This window comes from Porphyromonas levii DSM 23370, assembly GCF_000379925.1.
Lineage (GTDB): Bacteria > Bacteroidota > Bacteroidia > Bacteroidales > Porphyromonadaceae > Porphyromonas_A > Porphyromonas_A levii.
The window spans coordinates 1-17,420 of the sequence record NZ_KB904283.1; the positions used below are offsets into that span (position 1 = coordinate 1).

Genomic DNA, 17,420 nt, shown 5'->3' on the forward strand with positions numbered 1-17,420 from the left:
CCCGACATGCCTATTTTCTCCCAATATGAGATGAAAAATTGAGCTCCCCCTATCGCAGTCTTGCGATTTGTGCTAATAAATTGTACCTTTGCCATAACAAGTCCTCTATAATTTTTTGCAACTTTTTTTGCAACGTAAAGATACAAAAAATTAGGGACATAAGCCCTGTATTCTCCTTGAATACAGGGCTTTAATTATCAATAGCGCCACCTACTAATAATCAGGGGCTAAAGCACACTTTGCGGAATCTAGGTAGGGTCTTAGAAAAAGGTTGTAGCGATAACAGACAAGTGGACTTATATTTCATAGGAATTGAGGGTTATATTATTGCAATAGTCTTTCGACTATCGCGTAAGCCTTTGGGTTCTCTTTCGTGCAACATCCTCAAAATTGGTATCTTTGCCGTGTATTTATTAGATTATTATAAGTTAGATGAAGGAGCTTTTTCGTACTCTTCGCCGTTTTATTCCACCATACAAGTGGTATGTGGTGGGCAATATATTTTTTAATGCCCTCACACCTATACTCAATCTATTGGCTTTTTCGCTGGTTATTCCGATACTCAATATCCTTTTCAAACTGGATAATACCGTATATAGCTTTATTCCATGGGATTCTATTCAGCTATGGAGTAGTGGAGGTTTGTCTCGGCTAACGGATACGGTACAAAATAACTTTTTTTACTACATTACTTATCTTATCACTCAGTATGGTGCCTCAAATGCTTTGATTGTATTGGGCGTGTACCTCGTGGTGATTACTTTCCTTAAGGTGATGAGTGCTTATATGGGATTTTACTGTATGATTCCGGTGCAGACCGGAGTGGTACGGGATATCCGTAATAGCATCAATGATAAGATTATGGAGCTCCCGATCGCCTTTTTTAGTGATGAACGAAAGGGAGATATTATTGCGAGGGTGACTGGTGATGTCAATAATATAGAGAGCTCCATCATTACCTCTCTGGAGTCTATAATTAAGAACCCTCTGATGATTATTATCTCTCTTATCGCTATGCTGGTGATAAGCACGGAGCTTACTATTTTCGTCTTCGTACTCTTACCGATTGCCGGATATATAATGGGGCAGGTGGGTAAGCATCTCAAGAAATCATCGCTATTGGCACAGGAGCAGTGGGGTATGCTGATTAGCATTATAGAAGAGACACTGGGAGGGCTTCGGATTGTCAAGGCTTTTCATGCTGAGGATATGATGCGGGAGCGCTTTGCTAGGCACAATGAAGATTTTAGGCAAACTTCCATGCGTGTATCTCACCGTCAGCAGTTGGCGCATCCTATGAGTGAGTTTCTGGGGACAGCAACGATAGCTATTGTGCTCTGGTATGGAGGTACGCTTATCTTAGGGCATGATAGTGGACTACAGGCAAGTACCTTTATCTACTATCTAGTGATCTTTTATAGCATCATCAATCCTGCCAAAGATCTCTCTAGGGCTAGCTATGCAATACAGAGAGGTTTTGCTAGTATGGAGCGCGTAGATATGATTCTTTTGGCTGAGAGCAATATCAAGGACCCTGTGGCACCCAAGGAGGTACACTTCGATAAGGCCATCACTCTGAAAGAGGTCTCCTTTAGGTATGCTGATACCTGGGTGCTGAAGGATATAAACCTCCAGATACAAAAAGGACAGACCGTAGCTATAGTAGGGGCTAGTGGTTCAGGTAAAAGTACCTTGGTGGACCTCCTGCCACGTTTCCACGATGTACAGAAAGGTGCAGTGTGTATCGATGGTGTGGATATTAGGGAGCTGAGGATGCTAGACTTGCGTAGACTGATGGGGAATGTCAATCAGGAGGCTATCTTATTTAACGACACAGTGCACAATAATATTGCCTTTGGTAATACTGCAGCTTCGCGAGAGTCTGTGGTAGCAGCGGCGAAGGTAGCTAATGCGGATGAATTTATTCAAGAATTGTCACAGGGATACGATACCAATATTGGTGATCGTGGAGGCAAACTGAGTGGCGGACAGCGCCAACGACTGAGTATAGCACGAGCTATCCTCAAGGATCCGGAGATCCTGATTCTAGATGAAGCAACTTCGGCTCTGGATACTGCGTCGGAGCGATTGGTTCAGGAGGCTTTGGAACGTCTGATGCAGGGGCGAACGACCATAGTGATTGCCCACCGACTCTCCACAATAACGGGTGCCGATAAGATCGTAGTGCTCGACCAGGGTGAGATTGTGGAGGAGGGCACTCATAGCGAGCTATTGGCACTCAATGGTAAGTACGCAAGATTAGTTGCCCTACAATCCTTCAAGTAATACTATCATTCATGCATACCCCTATACTACTTTTGAATCTTAGATAAATAGAAACTTTTGGTTAAGTTAGTCTTTTTTTTGTATCTTTGCCGCCGGTTAAGTTTTTCATCAAATAAAGTATTTTGCACAACAAATGAGTTGGGTTTTCAACGAGCAGCCTAATATTGCTTGTCTTGATTCGAAACTTATTTCTGGTTCTTTTTATGCGTGTGGCTACCTTGATAACTGGGTAGGTTACAGACTAACATGTTAATCGTTTAATTTTAGATATTTTATCACATGAAGCTACATTTAAGAGCATTTATTGCTGTTGCTGTTCTTCTGTTCGGGACTACTATGTCTTTCGCACAACAGGATAATCAAGAAGTTATTATCCCTGCTTGGGGAGTGGAGTTGGGTTATCGAAATGGCATTGTGTATGAACACCCAATTAGTAAGCATTTTACCATGCGTTATAGCACTGGTATTCTTGCTTATCACCGGTTGCAACCCTATGAGCAAAGCAATCGTAAAGTAGCATTTGTTACCGAGTATGGTGGTCTTATGCCCTTTATTAACGCTGGAGCAAGATGGTACCCAAAAGTAATGCCAAATAATAGTGGTTTTTACCTAGGGCTAGATGCACAGTACAACCATCATCAGTGGAAGTTTGCACTTAACCGTTCAAAAGATGTTTATAAGTTGGAAAATGAAGCTCTATTGATATTCAATGTAGGCTATATGTACAACATTTTCGATCGCTTAAATATTAAAGCAGCTTTGCTTCCTACAGTAGGTTTTGCGCTTGCTGATAAAGCACAGACTACTTATGGAGTGATAGACTTAAGATGGGATTTAGGTCTCGTCTACAATTTCTAAGGCTTACGATTCTATAATTGAACTAGTGGCTACACTGACCTATGAGGTTGGTGTAGCCACTACTCATTATGCTTAATATATCTGGTGGAAACTTCTTAATCTTCTTTGAAGAGATAGAGATAGTCTCCGTAGCCTTCTTCTTTCATCTTCCCAAGAGGAATAAAGCGTAGTGAGGCACTATTGATGCAATAACGTAGTCCGCCCAATTCTTTAGGTCCATCCTTAAAGACGTGACCAAGGTGACTATTGGCTGAGGTGCTTCTTACTTCGGTACGCTCATAGCCTAGCTTGTGATCTTCGAGTTCTCGAATGGTCTGTGTGCCGATAGGCTTGGAGAAGGATGGCCATCCACAGCCAGCATCGAACTTATCGCGTGAACTGAAAAGTGGCTCCCCAGAAACAATATCGACATAGATGCCCTCTTCGAAGTTTTGGTCGTACTCATTGGCATGAGGTCGCTCAGTAGCTTCGTTTTGGGTGACTTGAAACTGGATAGGTGTAAGTCGCTTGCGGAGGTTCGTAGCATTGTCAGATAGCTTTGCTCGCTCTCTTGCCCTTATCTTTGCATCCGACTCGATGCTCTTAGGATCTACCTTAGCCCTCTTTGCCATTCCAAACATCTCGACAGGTATATGGCAATACCCTCCAGGGGTATTATCGAGATAGTCTTGGTGCATCTGCTCCGCAGGGTAGAAGTTCTTGAGCGGTTTCGCTTCTACCATTACGACCTTGGTATATTTACTCTGGATGCGTGCCAAGGCGTTCATTACGATAGGGCGATCAGCTGGATCGGTGTAATAAATGCCTGTACGGTACTGTGTGCCAATGTCATTGCCTTGCTGATTGACTGAGGTAGGGTTGATAATCAAAGCATATTGATCCAGAAGGAAACTAAGCGATGTCTTTTCTGAGTCGTATACTACCTTTACCGTCTCTACTGCATTGGTCTTGCCTGTGCAAACCTCCTGATAAGAGGGATTCTCTTTGATGCTATTGGCATAACCTACTTCTGTCTCTACCACTCCAGGGAGCAATTTCATGTAATGCTCCACGCCCCAAAAGCAGCCACCTGCTAGATAAATTATAAGAAAAGTCTCTTTCATACCTTTATACGTGTACTATTATAGCAGCAAAGCTAATAAAATATTCGGCATATATGGGTTTTATGTACCTTTACAACGTAATTTATGATTAGTTATAGCTATGGATGCAGGAATTATTGTAGCAGTTGCGCTGGGAATAGGTCTGAGTGCCAGTACTGGTTTTAGAGTCTTTGTCCCGATGTTGGTAGCAAGTGTTGCTGCTTACTTCGGTGTATTACCGCTTAATGAAAGCTTTGAGTGGCTGGGCAGTACGCCAGCATTGGTCACCTTTGCAGTAGCGGCAGCTGTAGAGATTATGGCTTATTATGTGCCATTTATCGATAATGCTTTGGATATTATTGCTACGCCAATGGCCGTGATTGGTGGGACATTACTGATGACCTCGGTATTGCCTATAGATGAGAGCTTGACCAGATGGGTGACAGGCTTCATAGTGGGAGGTGGTGTATCGGCTGTGGTGCAGAGTGGAAGTGTGTTCTCTCGTCTGCTCTCTTCGCAAGCCACTGCGGGTACGGGCAATTCGGTAGTCTCGACTGGGGAAAATGTAGGAGCGGTGGGGCTATCTATTGGCGCTCTATTTTTGCCGATCTTAGTTGCTCTTATTGCTATTGTCCTTGTGATAGCTGTTGTTGTCTCAATCGTGAAAAGGTGGCAACGTAAGCATAGGACAATTGCCTGAATAAAAAGCCCCGACACTCTTCACAGGCCGAGGCTTCCTTCAGAATCACAAAAAACAATAAACTATTGAATCACAAGCATTATATTGACTTATAGCTCTACAGCTATGTATCTTATCCGTCCGTTGGGGAGTATGCCTTTGATGAAGAGTACTTTGTCGGCAGACTTAGCGATAATCTGTTGAGTGATACTCTCGATGTCTTTCTCACTTCGTACAGGGCTATTATTGATTTCTAAGATGACAAAGCCTTTGGTAATACCTGCCTCTGCCATTTTGCCGTTGTTATCTACGCCTGTAACCTTTACGCCATAGCGGATGCCTAGCTGGTTGGCAGTCTCTTTATCGACCGCTTTGAAGGTGGCACCTAGAGATGAGAAGCTAGACTGCTCTACTATTTCGGTAGTCCCTTCGCTATTCTTTAGCACAACTTTGTATTGCTTGGTGCTACCCTTTCGGTTGACCGTAATCTCTACCGTATCACCAGGGCTGTACTTGCTGACCTGCTCCTGAAGACCTGCCATATTGCGGATGGAGGTGCCATTGATAGCTGTAATGACGTCTCCGACTTCGATTCCGGCCTTTCGGGCAGAGCTACCATTGGAGAAGTCAGCAATGAAAGCACCTTCGGTAACCTTGAGGTCGTACTCCTTCTTTATCTCACTATTAATATCGCCACCCATTATACCCAATATTGCTCTCTGAACGGAGCCGTATCGCTTGAGGTCGGCAACGACTTTGCTAGCAATACTTGCTGGTACTGCAAAAGAGTAGCCAGCGTAGCTCCCTGTCTGGGAATAAATCATGGTGTTGATACCTACTAATTCTCCACGAGTGTTGACTAAGGCACCACCTGAATTGCCAGGGTTGACTGCTGCATCGTGCTGTATAAATGAGGTCACTTGTAGATCCCCTTGTCCCATAGTGCTACGTCCTTTGGCGCTGACGATACCAGCTGTTACGGTGCTCTGTAGATTAAAGGGGTTTCCAATGGCTAGTACCCATTCGCCCACTCGAAGGTTTTCACTATCTCCAAAGGGGATTGGCTGAAGACCTTTGGCGTCGATCTTGAGAAGGGCAATGTCTGTAGCAGGATCGGCACCGACGATTATCGCTTCGTATTCCTCATTGTCGTTGGTGCTCACTGTGAGTCGAGAGGCTCCCGTTACTACATGGTTATTAGTAATGATATACCCGTCAGTGCTGATAATCACACCTGATCCGAGCCCTACCTTAGTTGGTATTTTCTGTTGCTCAGATGGATATCCCTCATTCCCAGGGATGCCGAAGAAAAACTCGAAGGGGTCGATGTAACGAGGACTTTGACGTTGGTTAATAGTGACTTCGCTACGAATATTTACCACACCGTTGATACTTCTTTCAGCTACCTCGACAAAGTCCTGGGGGGTACTGGTCGAAGAGTAAGCGGTCGGTGTCATGTGGGGTTGATTGAATAAATCAATGACCTTTGCCCCCTCGCCCTGAAGCTCGGTAGGGTAAGATGCAAAATAACCTGAGGTGCCAGAGTAGAGAGCGGCACCTCCAATAGCTCCAACTACGGAGCTTCCAAGCGCAATGGCTGCGATTATTAATCCTCTTTTCATTTCAATCTGTTCTTTCTTGAAGAATTACCTTTGTCCCATAGGGAAGTGCTCTTCCCTATGTTTTGTATGACAAATAAAAGGATTAAAGGGGAGGTTTGCAAGTGCTCTAGGTTTTGTTTTAACAAATTAAAGGCATACCCAGTTGGGCATGCCTTTGTCTTTACTTTGATTAACTCGGTTAAAGTCTTATTTTACAACATATAAGTTTACTAGCGCCTCTTCTTTCTCTTCTTATTAGTGGTGGGTTTAGATGCCTGACCGAATAGTTTCTCGATGAGATCAGGTCTGCCTATTCTCCTGAGCGACTTTATGATGCCCGCTTTCTTATCTGGCTGGTACCAAAAGAAGTACTGGCGTTGGGCTTCCTTTTCGGTCTTGGTATGTGCAGTAGCTACTTTCTCTAGGGTATAGGGATGGTAGCCACTGTAGTAGATTACTGTGGAGACCGTCATGGGAGTGGGGGTGAAGTCTTGGATCTGCTCTAGCTGAAAATTGAGAGACTTGGTAAGCAAAGCTAGATCCGCCATATCCTTTTCGGTACAGCCGGGATGACTACTGATGAAGTATGGGATGAGCTGTTGGCGTAGACCTTTCTCGTGATTGATGCGATCGAACTCACGCTTAAAGGTATAGAAGTTGTCGAAACTCGGTTTGCGTATCTGCTGGAGTACTCTGGGAGAAGTATGCTCTGGTGCTATCTTGAGTCGCCCTGAGACATGATTGGTGATGAGCTCCTCAGTATACTGTTTTGCCGCTCTATTGAGGCGTTCATCCTTGAATTGGTGGGTGAGCATGTCGTACCGGACACCACTGCCAATAAAGCTCTTCTTCATTCCTGGCAGTGCATCCACTTTCTTATACACCTCTAGGATGGGCGTATGATCGGCATTGAGATTGGGGCATATCTTGGGATGAAGGCAGGAGGGACGGAGGCATTTCTCGCAGATGGATAGATCTTTGCCTCTCATCTGGTACATGTTGGCACTCGGTCCGCCTAAGTCACTGATATAACCTTTGAAGTCAGGCATCTGAGTGACTTGCTTTGCTTCCTCTACGATGGACTCTTGGCTGCGAGAGACAATGAACTTGCCTTGGTGCGCTGATATAGTACAGAAAGCACACCCACCAAAGCAGCCTCTATGCATATTGATAGAGTGCTTAATCATTTCGTAGGCACGGATTGTTTTGCCTTGATAACGGGGGTGGGGGAGTCGTGTATAGGGGAGGGCATAGTACTGATCCACCTCTTCAGTAGTAGGAAGAGGGTAGGGCGGATTGACTACAATCACTTGTTCCCCTACCTCCTGAGTGAGGCGATGTGCATTGAGCGAGTTGCTTTGCTCCTCTATTCTCCTGAAGTTCTTAGCATAGCTAAGCTTATCACTCAAGCAAGCCTCGTGGCTATTGAGCTTTATGTCGTTGTCCTTAGCAACAAAGTCTTTAATGGGGACAGTGTAGGCTACCTGTGGAAGTTGTCGGATATTATCAAGAGGAGCTCCTTTGTCCAATAGTGACGCAATATCTAATACGGACTTTTCTCCTAGTCCGTATATTACGAGGTCGGCATCGCTCATGTAGGGCATCCCTGGCAGTAGTTTGTCCTGCCAGTAGTCGTAGTGGGTAAGACGACGAAGGGAAGCCTCTATGCCGCCAAGTACAATAGGAGTGTCGGGGTAAAGTCCTCTAAGAATCTTGCTATATACCAAGCTGGGGTAGTCTGGTCGCATATCAGATCGCTCATCTGGGGTATAAGCGTCGTCAGATCTTTTGCATTTAGCCGCGGTATAGTGGTTGACCATAGAATCCATATTTCCTGGCGATACCCCGAAGAATAGTCTCGGTTTCCCAAGCTTCTTAAAGTCTCTGAGGTCGTCTCTCCAATTGGGCTGTGGAATAATAGCTACTCTGTATCCTGCGCTTTCTAGAACCCTCCCTATTACGGCATTGGCAAAGGAAGGATGGTCTACGTAGGCGTCTCCACTGAAGATGATGACATCTAGTTCGTCCCAGCCTCGCAGAGCCACCTCCTTTTTAGAAATTGGCAACCAATCCTTAAGATCCCTTTTCATGCTTATCCCTTTCTTTGATGCTCCATATAAAGTAAAAAGCTTAAAAGGTTGCATCTTACCCTTTAAGCTTCTACTTTTTACCTATGGCGTTCTTCTATTACGACCAAGGTACTCCCCTCGTTTTGAATTGCAGTAGGTGTGGGTTACTTCTTGAAGTAATCCTTTACCATCTCATTAGGTACCATTTCTTCCTTGAAAGTGTAAGCCCCAGTCTTAGGTGACTTCACCATCTTGATGACCTTAGAGAAGGTACGTCCATCACCTTTCTGCAGCTTAGACATTGCTTTTTTTGCCATGATCTGCTCCTCCTTTTAATCGGTTAATGTTTAATTCTCTTCTCTTAATCCTTATTTGATTTCCTTATGCACAGTCATGCGCTTTAGGATTGGATTGTACTTCTTAAGTTCTAGACGACCAGTAGTATTCTTCTTATTTTTGGTAGTCACGTACCTAGAGGTACCTGGCAGGCCACTCTCCTTGTGCTCAGTGCACTCAAGGATTACCTGTACTCTATCGCCTTTGCTCTTCTTAGACATACGCTATCTCTCCTTCCAATTGGGTTAATTACTTATCCAGAATCAATACCTCAGTGAGGTGACCCTTAGCATTAGCCTGCTCTAGTGCTGCATTTAGACCAATCTTGTTGATTAGGCGTAGACCAGCTGCAGAGACACGGATTTTAATCCAGCAGTCCTCCTCAGGCCAGTAAAACTTACGGTCAAAAAGATTAGGATTGAAAACACGCTTAGTCCTCCTCATAGAGTGAGAAACGTTGTTTCCAGTCATAGCCTTCTTGCCAGTGATTTGACAAATTCGTGACATCTCTATCTTTATTATATACTTGTATTATACTTACGGTGTGCAAAGTAACCAAAAATAATTGAGATTACCAAGCATTCTCTACACTAAATGCCTATTCTGCAATTACTCAGCAGGTGTAGCTTCTGTTGGAGCTGGAGCCTCTACTGGAGTCTCATTGGCTGGAGCTTCTACCTCGCCAAATGGCTGTGCATCTACTGGAGCTGGGAGCTGAATCTCATTAACTTTGTCCATAATGACACTCTCAGGCTGGTTGCTAGCATTGCTTGGAGCCCACCTTACAGTAAGGATTGCTAATACAGCGATGGCAATTGCTAAGCCCCAAGTAATCTTCTCGATTAGGTCGGTAGTGCGACGGACGCCCATCACATTGTTGCTAGATGCAAAACCAGCAGCTAGACCACCACCCTTAGAGTTTTGGATCGTTACCACAAACACCAATACGATAGCAAGCAGTACTATCAGTATTGAAAGAAATACATACATACGCTCTCTTTACTTCTTTGTTATAATCACTTCAAGGCAAGGTAGGGAGCTCGGCTCTAGGAAGCGCAGTTCTACCTACCTAACCTCGTTATTTTTAATCAATTTCTCTAGGAAATTTAATTGTTCAGCAAAGTAACCACTTTTTTTTGGAAATTCCAAATATATTTGCCTTAATATACGCTCTGCCCGTTCGAATTTCCCTTGCTTTATATACATGCGAGCTAAGGTTTCTGTAAATAGTTCGTCCTCGTCGTTGGCGTTATTAGTTGGTGGGATATTACGCGTAGCTTCAAGTTTTTCCTTTGGGATAAGGGGCTGGATGGTCTCTGCTTTCTCTCCTTGTTCCAAAAAAAGCGCTATCAAATCTTCGTCCTTCCTTTGTTGTTCTTCCTTTGCATCTGTAGAAGGTGGTACAAATAGAAGTTCGATTTCGGAGCTATCTTCTGGGTGCTCTTCCAGGAAACTATCTATGAGGCTGAAACTATCTTGGTCTTTCCCCGTTTCCTCTCTTTTAACTGTCACTTCTGGTGCGGACATCGAATTGAGTAGGAAGAATAATCGTCTTAGGTCGGGCAATACAAGGGCTCTTTCGTGTAGTTCACTAGAAAACCGGAGATCATTTACCCTATGCAGTAGCACCAATATCAGGCTCTGAAGCGGTGCACAATAGGGATACTGCTGGCTTAGGGTAAGTAGTTCAGATAGCTGGTCACTATTCGCCTGTTGGGGATTCGCAATAAGTTGTCCTAGGTCTTCTCTTGTCATACAGGATATTACCAGTTTTCTACAGTGGCATTGAATATCTGGTTGATGATATCTTTTGTGAGGTCCTCTACCAGTTGATCTTGCACATTAGTAAACATCTGTGAGCTGTCGAATGAGACGAACGATGTAAACTCCCGCTCAAAGCTTTCTTTCTCATCCACCGTATTATTATAGCGGACATTAACCCTCATGGTTAGCTTGGTGCGAGCTGCATAGGCATCAGCCTGGACAGCCTCTGCCGCTAGGTCGTAACCAACTATCTCACCTTCGATATTGAGATCCCCAATCTTAGTAGTCTGACTGAGTCGTGTTTGCTTCTGGAATCTATCCTTCAGATCTTCTGATAGCTTTTGGGCTAGAGGTGGGTAGACAATAGGTGCAAGGTTCTGAAAGTCAGCAATGTTGATTGTCTTTACCCTAGTGTAGTCAATACTGGCTCCATTAAGACTGTAGGATACAGAGCATCCATTCATCAGTAGAACCAATACCACACTCCATATATATAATGTGTACTTCTTCATCACTTACTCTCTATTAAGTTTACGATAGAGGGTGCGCTCCGAAATATCCAAGTCCTCAGCTGTCTTTCTTCTTGCACCATTATTACGCTCGAGTACAAATTCAATGTACCGTGCTTCCATTTCTTTGAGCGTGACCACTTCGCCATCCTCTAGCAAGTCATGGAAGTCTTCCACAGTTGTAATTTCTTCGGCCTTATTGGTACGGCGTACCTCATTGATTGGATTAGACTGTGGAGCCTCTATGCTGTGCACTTGCTGTGGCATATACTGCTGCCCTTGGAGTATCCGATAGAGTAGCTGGGTGAGCTCTGTTACATTTCCCTGTACATCGTGGAGCATAGCATAAAGTGCACCCAAAGTAGCATTTGAGGCTGTTTGTCCAAATGCTTCCTGTTGTGCGTCGAAACGAGGTCGGTCGCTGAGTAGAGCGGGGTGGCGTACCAGCGCATTTGCAGGGAGGTTTTGCTCCAGTACCTCCCTCGAGATGGTTCTATCCTCAGCGATTACACTTAATCGCTCCGATAAATTGCGTAACTGACGGATATTGCCCGGCCACGAATACATCTCCAATACATTAAGCGCTTCGTCATCTAGCCGAATAGGTGGCATCTGATACTTATCGGCGAAGTCACTTGCAAACTTCCTGAATAGTAGCCCAATATCGCTCCCTCTATCTCTTAGTGGTGGAAGCTCGATAGTTACCGTATTGAGTCGATAATAAAGGTCTTGCCTAAACTTCCCCTCTTTCACAGCTTCCTCTAGGTCTACATTTGTTGCAGCTACCACACGGATATCCGTTCGCTGTACATCAGACGAACCGACCTTCATAAATTCCCCCGATTCAAGCACCCTCAATAGGCGTGCTTGAGTAGCAAGAGGAAGTTCTCCCACCTCGTCGAGGAAAATCGTACCACCATCCGCAACCTCAAAATAGCCCTTGCGCTCAGTTACGGCGTCGGTAAATGATCCCTTCTTATGTCCAAATAGTTCCGAGTCGATAGTTCCTTCAGGAATAGCGCCACAGTTGACAGCTACAAAAGCCCCATGCTTACGTATGCTATTATGGTGGATGATTTTGGGGAAATTCTCTTTGCCCACACCACTCTCACCTGTTACTAGCACACTCACATCAGTAGGAGCAATAAGCAGAGCCACCTCAATAGCTCTATTCAGATCTCCCGAGTTGCCTACAATGCCAAAGCGCTGCTTCGCTCTTTGTATATTTTCCTTTGTTACTATTCCGCTCATGTTTGTATTCTCCTTACATGACTCCAAAGATACCTCTTTTCACCGACATTCTAATGGTTGGAAAATATAATAAATGTGGCGCGAATCCCAAGGAAGTCGCGCCACATTCGTGATCTGCTTGGGGCTCGAACCCAAGACCCCAACATTAAAAGTGTTGTGCTCTACCAACTGAGCTAGCAGATCATACTTCCTATTACCTACAGGAAAGCTCCGCAAAGGTACCAATTTATCGCCACACAGCCAAGCTTTGCCTCGAGATTACTTTTATAGAATGCTTAAAATATTGGTATACAAACTAATATATTTCTCTGTATTAGGGATAGAGAGGGGGAAAAGGAGGTATGCATAAAGTTCAAACTAGGGTATCGATGTCGACAAGCCTCTTGTACTTTGAACTTTATACACACCTCCTAGATTGAGTAGAAGGAATTACTTCATAAGGTTATCCACCGCTACTTTGAGTTGGGCGTCATAATCCCTAAGGTACTCTTCAGGAGTATTTAGGATTAGGACATCAGGGTCGAGCTGTGTGTTCTCTAGAGCCTTACCCTGTACATCCGTTACAGTTACCTGAGGGATACCGAATACGAGGGATGAATCCACAAGGGTCTCCCACCATACTGCGGTCATAGTACCAGGTACTGGAGCACCGATGAGCTTGCCAATACCCAAGGTCTTATATACCCATGGGAAGCCGTGCGCATTGGAATAATTCCCCTCAGCTACAAGCACAGCTGATGGCTTGTTCCACTGGGCAAAAGGATCGCTTCCAATGTACTGTCCACGTGGTGCGAAACGGCTGTATTCCTTTCCTGTAAGTAGTATAACAAGATCTTCGTGTAGCCATCCACCGCCATTGAAGCGCGTATCGACTACAACAGCATCGCAATGGCGATACTTGCCGAGTAAATCCTTGAATACCTTTCTGAAGGATTCGCTATCCATGCCTTGGACATGCACGTAACCAATCTTACCACCGCTCCACTCTTCTACCATCTTGGCGCGCTTGTCTACCCATCGTCTGTAGAGTAGGGCATTCTCTGATCCTGCTGATATTGGGCGTACTTGCTCTTCTACTTCCTTGCCCTTAGCGTCACGAAGCGTGAGTGTAACCCACTGTCCATTAAGTCCGTTGAGGTAATATTCTAGTGGTTTATCTGCAGCTATCTCCTCGCCATTTACTCTTGTGATGATAACGCCAGGCTTGGCTATAGACTTAGCTTTGTCCATCGGTCCACCCTCCATCACCTCGGCGATCTTAACACCTACACCCTCGTAAGTGTCATCGTAGAATAGGCCCAAAGAGGCTGTCGGGCGATTGGCCCAACCTCCACTATAGCGAGCACCTGTATGTGAAGCATTCAGCTCTCCGAGAAGTTCTGAGAGCATCTCTGCGTAGTCGTAGTTGTTGTTAATATGTGGTAGATATTTCCGATATGCTTCGGCATATCCCTTCCAGTCTACACCATGTAGGTTGACATCGTAGAACTTATTCTCCACCTGTTTTACGATATGGTCGAACATATAGGTGCGCTCTGCATTGCTCTTGTGTTCCAATCGGGCAGTAAATGTGATTGGCTTACGCTCCTTGCCTGAGATCTTATAGAGACCACGTGATGAGAATAGGTAGAGGGTCTTATCGTCCTTACCAAGTTCCAGCATCCCACTGCCTACATCTGCCATCACCATCTCAGTCTGCTTTTCAGCAAGGTCTAAAGAATAGAGGTTGGTAGCATTGTCGAAAGAGGCGAGGTAGTAGAGCTTATCGCCCTTAGAGTTCATGACGAAATCACTCTGTCTACCACTCGTGCGGGTGAGACGAACAGTCATGTAGTCTCTATTGTCCAGTTCGAAAGTGAGCGGAGCTACCACTTTAGATGCCTCTTCCTTGCTATCCTCCTTACTCTTGTCTTTCTTGCCCTTCTTATCCTTCTTATCGTCCTTTTTCTCATCGTCCTCCTTAGCGAGAAGTACTTCACGCTCCTCTTTGTTGAGTTGGAACTTGTCGAAAGCCTCTTGGTCGAGGAACATCAAGTAGAGGTCATACTCTGCACCCCAACTACCATGGCTGCGGTATCCAGCGCGGTCGGACCCAAATACAATGGCCTTGCCACCCATTACAAATCGACCACTACCCTCGGTGTAACCACTTTGGGTAAGGTTGTGCACCGTACCACTGCCATCTGCCTTGAAGAGTGCGACATCTTTATTATTCCATCCACCATTGCCGATATACTCGGTGATAATCCACTTGCTATCAGGGCTCCAATCGAAGTCTTGGTCACCATCAGAGTAGGAGTAGTTGAACTTCTTATTCATCACCTCTCGCTCAGACTTGGAGGCAAGGTTGAGGACGTAGATAGCGGAGCGGTCCCGCAAGAAGGCTATCTCTTTGCCATCAGGGCTGAATACAGGCTGGAATGAAGGAAGGTCGCTCTTATTCGTGAGCTGAGTCTCCTTAAACTCCTTGGCATAGGCAAACTGTTTCTCCTCGGGGCGTACCAGCTCAGTCATGTAGAGGTTCCACTGTCCATTGCGTTCGCCAGAGTAGACTAGTTTGCGACCATCAGGGCTCCAAGATAGGTCTCGCTCTTGCTCGGCAGTATTAGTAATCCTCTTGGTAGTACCATACTCGATATTCGTAACGAATACATCGCCACGCACGATGATAGCAACTTCTTTCTCATTAGGGGAAAGTGCGTAGTCGGTAGCTCCTCTCGTAATAGTCTTGTACTCTACTTCAGGGATTGTAAAGTCGGCAACTACCTCTACGCGTACTTGCTGAGGTTGCCCCCCAAGAGGCATGTAGTAGAGCTTGCCATCCCAAGAGAAGGAGACATTACCCTTATCATCCATGCTCATATATCGGACAGGGTGTTTCTCGAAGTGGGTTAGCTGTGTTGGAGCAGCTCCCGAAATGCTTCCCTTATATATATTGAGTGTGCCATCTTGCTCACTAGTATAGAGATACTCCGTTTGTCCTGGCAACCATAGGGCATTGCGATCCTCGCCAGCGAATGAAGTGATCTTACGGTAGCTCTTGTCGGTAGGGGTATAGAGCCAGATATCACGTGCGATAGAGGAAGTGTGGTGCTTTCTAAACTTGTCTTCGTATCCTTTGAGGTCGGTATAAAGAATTCGTCCATCCTTGCCAATAGATGGTTCTATCATCGTGATAGCTGAGTACATCTTAGGTCTTCCCCCCTTTATACTCAGCTGATAGAGCTGGGTAAATAGCCCTGAAGGGAATAGTCCCATTTCCTTTTGGGGGCGTATGTTGGTGTCGTAGATGATTGTTTCATTATCGAGAAAGGCTACGGGTAGCTGGTGTGTGCCACCGTAGGTGATACGAGTAGCGTTACCACCCCTCCTTGAGGTAAGGTAGATATTGAAGTTGCCTTCTCTGTCCGAAGCGAAAGCAAGGTGCTGACCATCAGGGCTCCACACTGGCGCCTTGTCGTAGGCTGAGTGGGATGTAATCTGTGTGGCCAAGCCTCCGCCCACTGGGACGGTAAATAAGTCGCCCATGTAGCTAAAGGCGATAATCTCTCCATCCGGACTGATAGCCGTATGCCTAATCCATGATGGGTCGGAGTCTTGTGCCACTGATCCTAAGGATAGCAGGCAGGTGACCCCAGCCAATAAAATCTTTTTTATTTCCATACGTTAATATAATGATGTAATACTTTTTAGTCTCTGAAGTATAGCTTCATAGCCTTCTCGTCTTGCTCTACCCAAGCCTTGTAAGGTTCGCTCTTGCTGAGTAAGTAGCTCTTCACTATCTTACTTATAGCTTTAGTAGCCAATTGCTGTAGCTTTGGGGTCTTGGCGCGTACCATCGCATAATAATCGTCGAGGGTATCACGACGGAAGTGTAGGATTTCTTCTAGCGCTTCACCATCTTCATAGTATCCACAGTGGAAGTTTTTCTGTGCGAAGGCATGAGCTGGGAAATCAAGCGGGGCAAGTCCGTATATCTCCATATTGGTGGCAAGAAATTCACCATAGGTGGTGGTACAATCAGGTCCGCCACCGAGGTTGAATATTTTCCCTTCGACTTCGTCAAGGTGCTCAAGGGTATGTACAAAAGCTCTCGCAGTATCTCTAGGGGTGCATATTTCTATAATTTGCTCCAGCGGCATCCTGAACATGAGCTTAGGCGCATTATGATTCCCTGCACCCATAATAGCTGCGAGTCGGTAGATAGTCCACCGTAAGCCGCTCGTTTGTATCATCTTTTCCATCTCTATCTTCGTTTCAGCATAGGAGTCACCTTCCGCTGGAATGAGAGGATCTCCCACTTTGATAAATGGATTGAGAAAGCGATCTCCGTATGTAGCTACACTCGATGCCATAATAATCTGTGCATTGGGCGCTTGTTTGTGGAGCACATCTAGGAGGTTTCTTGTGCCTCCTACGTTCACTTTGTAGGCAAGTTGAGGGTTGTCATGGGCGAGAGGGGGGATGATGGATGCCATGTGAAATACGACATCTACACCCTCAGTGGCATCCATAATACTATCTGGATTTGTGATATCGCCAAAGTAGGTGTCTATCCTATTGCCAAAACGGTCAAAGTATTCTCTGTTTTTGGGGGTATCTAGGTCAAAGACACGTGGTCTGTAGCTCCAAGTACGGTGTACTAGCATCTCCACTAGTTCACGACCAATATTTCCTCCCGCTCCTGTAAGGAGCACAGTCTTCTTATCTCTTGTCATAAGTTAGCTTCTTTATTTCAAGTGTGTATTCGTAGCGACAAGATACCAATTTTGTGCTACAATGCAGCAGAATTAACGTATTTCAGTAGTCCACTCGGTATAGGGGGCTAAGTTACTCTACTGAGTCAACTCAGTCCCTCTAGGGAGGGACTGGAGTTTTTCTAGGGAGAAACTAGAGTCTCTCCCGGGAGGGACTTTTGCTAATATACTGACTACGGCTCTCTCCTCGGTAGAGGTAAGAAGGTTTGTATGGATAAATGTGGGATA

The 17,420-nt window shown here is 45.2% G+C and carries 15 protein-coding genes and 1 tRNA gene; 3 read left to right on the forward strand and 13 right to left on the reverse strand.

Going from position 1 to position 17,420, the window contains the following annotated elements:
• Positions 1 to 432 precede the first annotated feature (432 nt).
• Both A3GG_RS0108765 and A3GG_RS0108770 read left to right on the forward strand, forming a co-directional pair.
• Positions 433 to 2,286, forward strand: coding sequence for an ABC transporter ATP-binding protein (locus A3GG_RS0108765; protein ID WP_018358918.1), 1,854 nt, complete (start codon positions 433 to 435; stop codon positions 2,284 to 2,286).
• A gap of 279 nt (positions 2,287 to 2,565) precedes the next feature.
• Positions 2,566 to 3,144 carry a hypothetical protein gene (locus tag A3GG_RS0108770; RefSeq protein WP_018358919.1) on the forward strand — a complete coding sequence of 193 codons (579 nt, stop codon included), beginning with the start codon at positions 2,566 to 2,568 and terminating at the stop codon, positions 3,142 to 3,144.
• Between the two features lie 95 nt (positions 3,145 to 3,239).
• On the opposite strand, the gene msrB is transcribed toward A3GG_RS0108770, so the two are convergent.
• The gene (msrB, locus tag A3GG_RS0108775; RefSeq protein WP_018358920.1) at positions 3,240 to 4,247 is read right to left on the reverse strand and encodes a peptide-methionine (R)-S-oxide reductase MsrB; all 1,008 of its coding nucleotides are present in this window, start codon (positions 4,245 to 4,247) and stop codon (positions 3,240 to 3,242) included.
• Between the two features lie 100 nt (positions 4,248 to 4,347).
• Between msrB and A3GG_RS0108780 the strand changes: the two genes are divergently transcribed.
• Entirely contained in the window at positions 4,348 to 4,926 is a 579-nt protein-coding gene (locus A3GG_RS0108780; protein WP_018358921.1) for a DUF4126 domain-containing protein, read from the forward strand.
• Positions 4,927 to 5,015: 89 nt separating this feature from the next.
• Here the strand turns inward: A3GG_RS0108780 and A3GG_RS0108785 are convergent, their stop codons facing one another.
• The 12 genes from A3GG_RS0108785 to A3GG_RS0108840 form a co-directional block, all read right to left on the reverse strand.
• Positions 5,016 to 6,527: a Do family serine endopeptidase gene (locus tag A3GG_RS0108785; protein WP_018358922.1), complete on the reverse strand. Its 1,512-nt coding sequence runs from the start codon at positions 6,525 to 6,527 to the stop codon at positions 5,016 to 5,018.
• 209 nt (positions 6,528 to 6,736) lie between these two features.
• Positions 6,737 to 8,596, reverse strand: a complete 1,860-nt coding sequence (locus tag A3GG_RS0108790; protein WP_026215738.1) for a YgiQ family radical SAM protein — start codon at positions 8,594 to 8,596, stop codon at positions 6,737 to 6,739.
• 143 nt (positions 8,597 to 8,739) lie between these two features.
• Positions 8,740 to 8,892, reverse strand: coding sequence for a DUF4295 domain-containing protein (locus A3GG_RS13160; RefSeq protein WP_018358924.1), 153 nt, complete (start codon positions 8,890 to 8,892; stop codon positions 8,740 to 8,742).
• 51 nt (positions 8,893 to 8,943) lie between these two features.
• Positions 8,944 to 9,132 carry a 50S ribosomal protein L33 gene (gene rpmG / locus A3GG_RS0108800; RefSeq protein WP_018358925.1) on the reverse strand — a complete coding sequence of 63 codons (189 nt, stop codon included), beginning with the start codon at positions 9,130 to 9,132 and terminating at the stop codon, positions 8,944 to 8,946.
• A 28-nt stretch (positions 9,133 to 9,160) separates the two neighbouring features.
• Positions 9,161 to 9,418 carry a 50S ribosomal protein L28 gene (rpmB, locus tag A3GG_RS0108805; RefSeq protein WP_018358926.1) on the reverse strand — a complete coding sequence of 86 codons (258 nt, stop codon included), beginning with the start codon at positions 9,416 to 9,418 and terminating at the stop codon, positions 9,161 to 9,163.
• Positions 9,419 to 9,520: 102 nt separating this feature from the next.
• Entirely contained in the window at positions 9,521 to 9,901 is a 381-nt protein-coding gene (secG, locus tag A3GG_RS0108810) for a preprotein translocase subunit SecG (RefSeq protein WP_018358927.1), read from the reverse strand.
• Between the two features lie 75 nt (positions 9,902 to 9,976).
• The gene (locus A3GG_RS0108815) at positions 9,977 to 10,666 is read right to left on the reverse strand and encodes a hypothetical protein (protein ID WP_018358928.1); all 690 of its coding nucleotides are present in this window, start codon (positions 10,664 to 10,666) and stop codon (positions 9,977 to 9,979) included.
• 8 nt (positions 10,667 to 10,674) lie between these two features.
• Positions 10,675 to 11,187, reverse strand: coding sequence for an LPS assembly lipoprotein LptE (lptE, locus tag A3GG_RS0108820; protein WP_018358929.1), 513 nt, complete (start codon positions 11,185 to 11,187; stop codon positions 10,675 to 10,677).
• 3 nt (positions 11,188 to 11,190) lie between these two features.
• Positions 11,191 to 12,435 carry a sigma-54 interaction domain-containing protein gene (locus A3GG_RS0108825; protein ID WP_018358930.1) on the reverse strand — a complete coding sequence of 415 codons (1,245 nt, stop codon included), beginning with the start codon at positions 12,433 to 12,435 and terminating at the stop codon, positions 11,191 to 11,193.
• A 110-nt stretch (positions 12,436 to 12,545) separates the two neighbouring features.
• Positions 12,546 to 12,618 (reverse strand) — tRNA-Lys (locus A3GG_RS0108830).
• 246 nt (positions 12,619 to 12,864) lie between these two features.
• A complete protein-coding gene (locus A3GG_RS0108835) occupies positions 12,865 to 16,092 on the reverse strand; it encodes a S41 family peptidase (protein WP_026215740.1) in 3,228 nt (1,075 codons plus the stop codon).
• A gap of 32 nt (positions 16,093 to 16,124) precedes the next feature.
• Positions 16,125 to 17,153, reverse strand: coding sequence for an NAD-dependent epimerase/dehydratase family protein (locus A3GG_RS0108840; protein ID WP_018358932.1), 1,029 nt, complete (start codon positions 17,151 to 17,153; stop codon positions 16,125 to 16,127).
• Positions 17,154 to 17,420: the final 267 nt, after the last annotated feature.

What these genes read in the sequence shown, in the direction of transcription:
- A3GG_RS0108765 (WP_018358918.1), top strand. Translation starts at nt 433, where the DNA reads ATGAAGGAGCTTTTTCGTACTCTTCGCCGTTTTATTCCACCATACAAG.
- A3GG_RS0108770 (WP_018358919.1), top strand. Translation starts at nt 2,566, where the DNA reads ATGAAGCTACATTTAAGAGCATTTATTGCTGTTGCTGTTCTTCTGTTC.
- msrB (WP_018358920.1), bottom strand. Translation starts at nt 4,247, where the DNA reads ATGAAAGAGACTTTTCTTATAATTTATCTAGCAGGTGGCTGCTTTTGG.
- A3GG_RS0108780 (WP_018358921.1), top strand. Translation starts at nt 4,348, where the DNA reads ATGGATGCAGGAATTATTGTAGCAGTTGCGCTGGGAATAGGTCTGAGT.
- A3GG_RS0108785 (WP_018358922.1), bottom strand. Translation starts at nt 6,527, where the DNA reads ATGAAAAGAGGATTAATAATCGCAGCCATTGCGCTTGGAAGCTCCGTA.
- A3GG_RS0108790 (WP_026215738.1), bottom strand. Translation starts at nt 8,596, where the DNA reads ATGAAAAGGGATCTTAAGGATTGGTTGCCAATTTCTAAAAAGGAGGTG.
- A3GG_RS13160 (WP_018358924.1), bottom strand. Translation starts at nt 8,892, where the DNA reads ATGGCAAAAAAAGCAATGTCTAAGCTGCAGAAAGGTGATGGACGTACC.
- rpmG (WP_018358925.1), bottom strand. Translation starts at nt 9,132, where the DNA reads ATGTCTAAGAAGAGCAAAGGCGATAGAGTACAGGTAATCCTTGAGTGC.
- rpmB (WP_018358926.1), bottom strand. Translation starts at nt 9,418, where the DNA reads ATGTCACGAATTTGTCAAATCACTGGCAAGAAGGCTATGACTGGAAAC.
- secG (WP_018358927.1), bottom strand. Translation starts at nt 9,901, where the DNA reads ATGTATGTATTTCTTTCAATACTGATAGTACTGCTTGCTATCGTATTG.
- A3GG_RS0108815 (WP_018358928.1), bottom strand. Translation starts at nt 10,666, where the DNA reads ATGACAAGAGAAGACCTAGGACAACTTATTGCGAATCCCCAACAGGCG.
- lptE (WP_018358929.1), bottom strand. Translation starts at nt 11,187, where the DNA reads ATGAAGAAGTACACATTATATATATGGAGTGTGGTATTGGTTCTACTG.
- A3GG_RS0108825 (WP_018358930.1), bottom strand. Translation starts at nt 12,435, where the DNA reads ATGAGCGGAATAGTAACAAAGGAAAATATACAAAGAGCGAAGCAGCGC.
- A3GG_RS0108840 (WP_018358932.1), bottom strand. Translation starts at nt 17,153, where the DNA reads ATGACAAGAGATAAGAAGACTGTGCTCCTTACAGGAGCGGGAGGAAAT.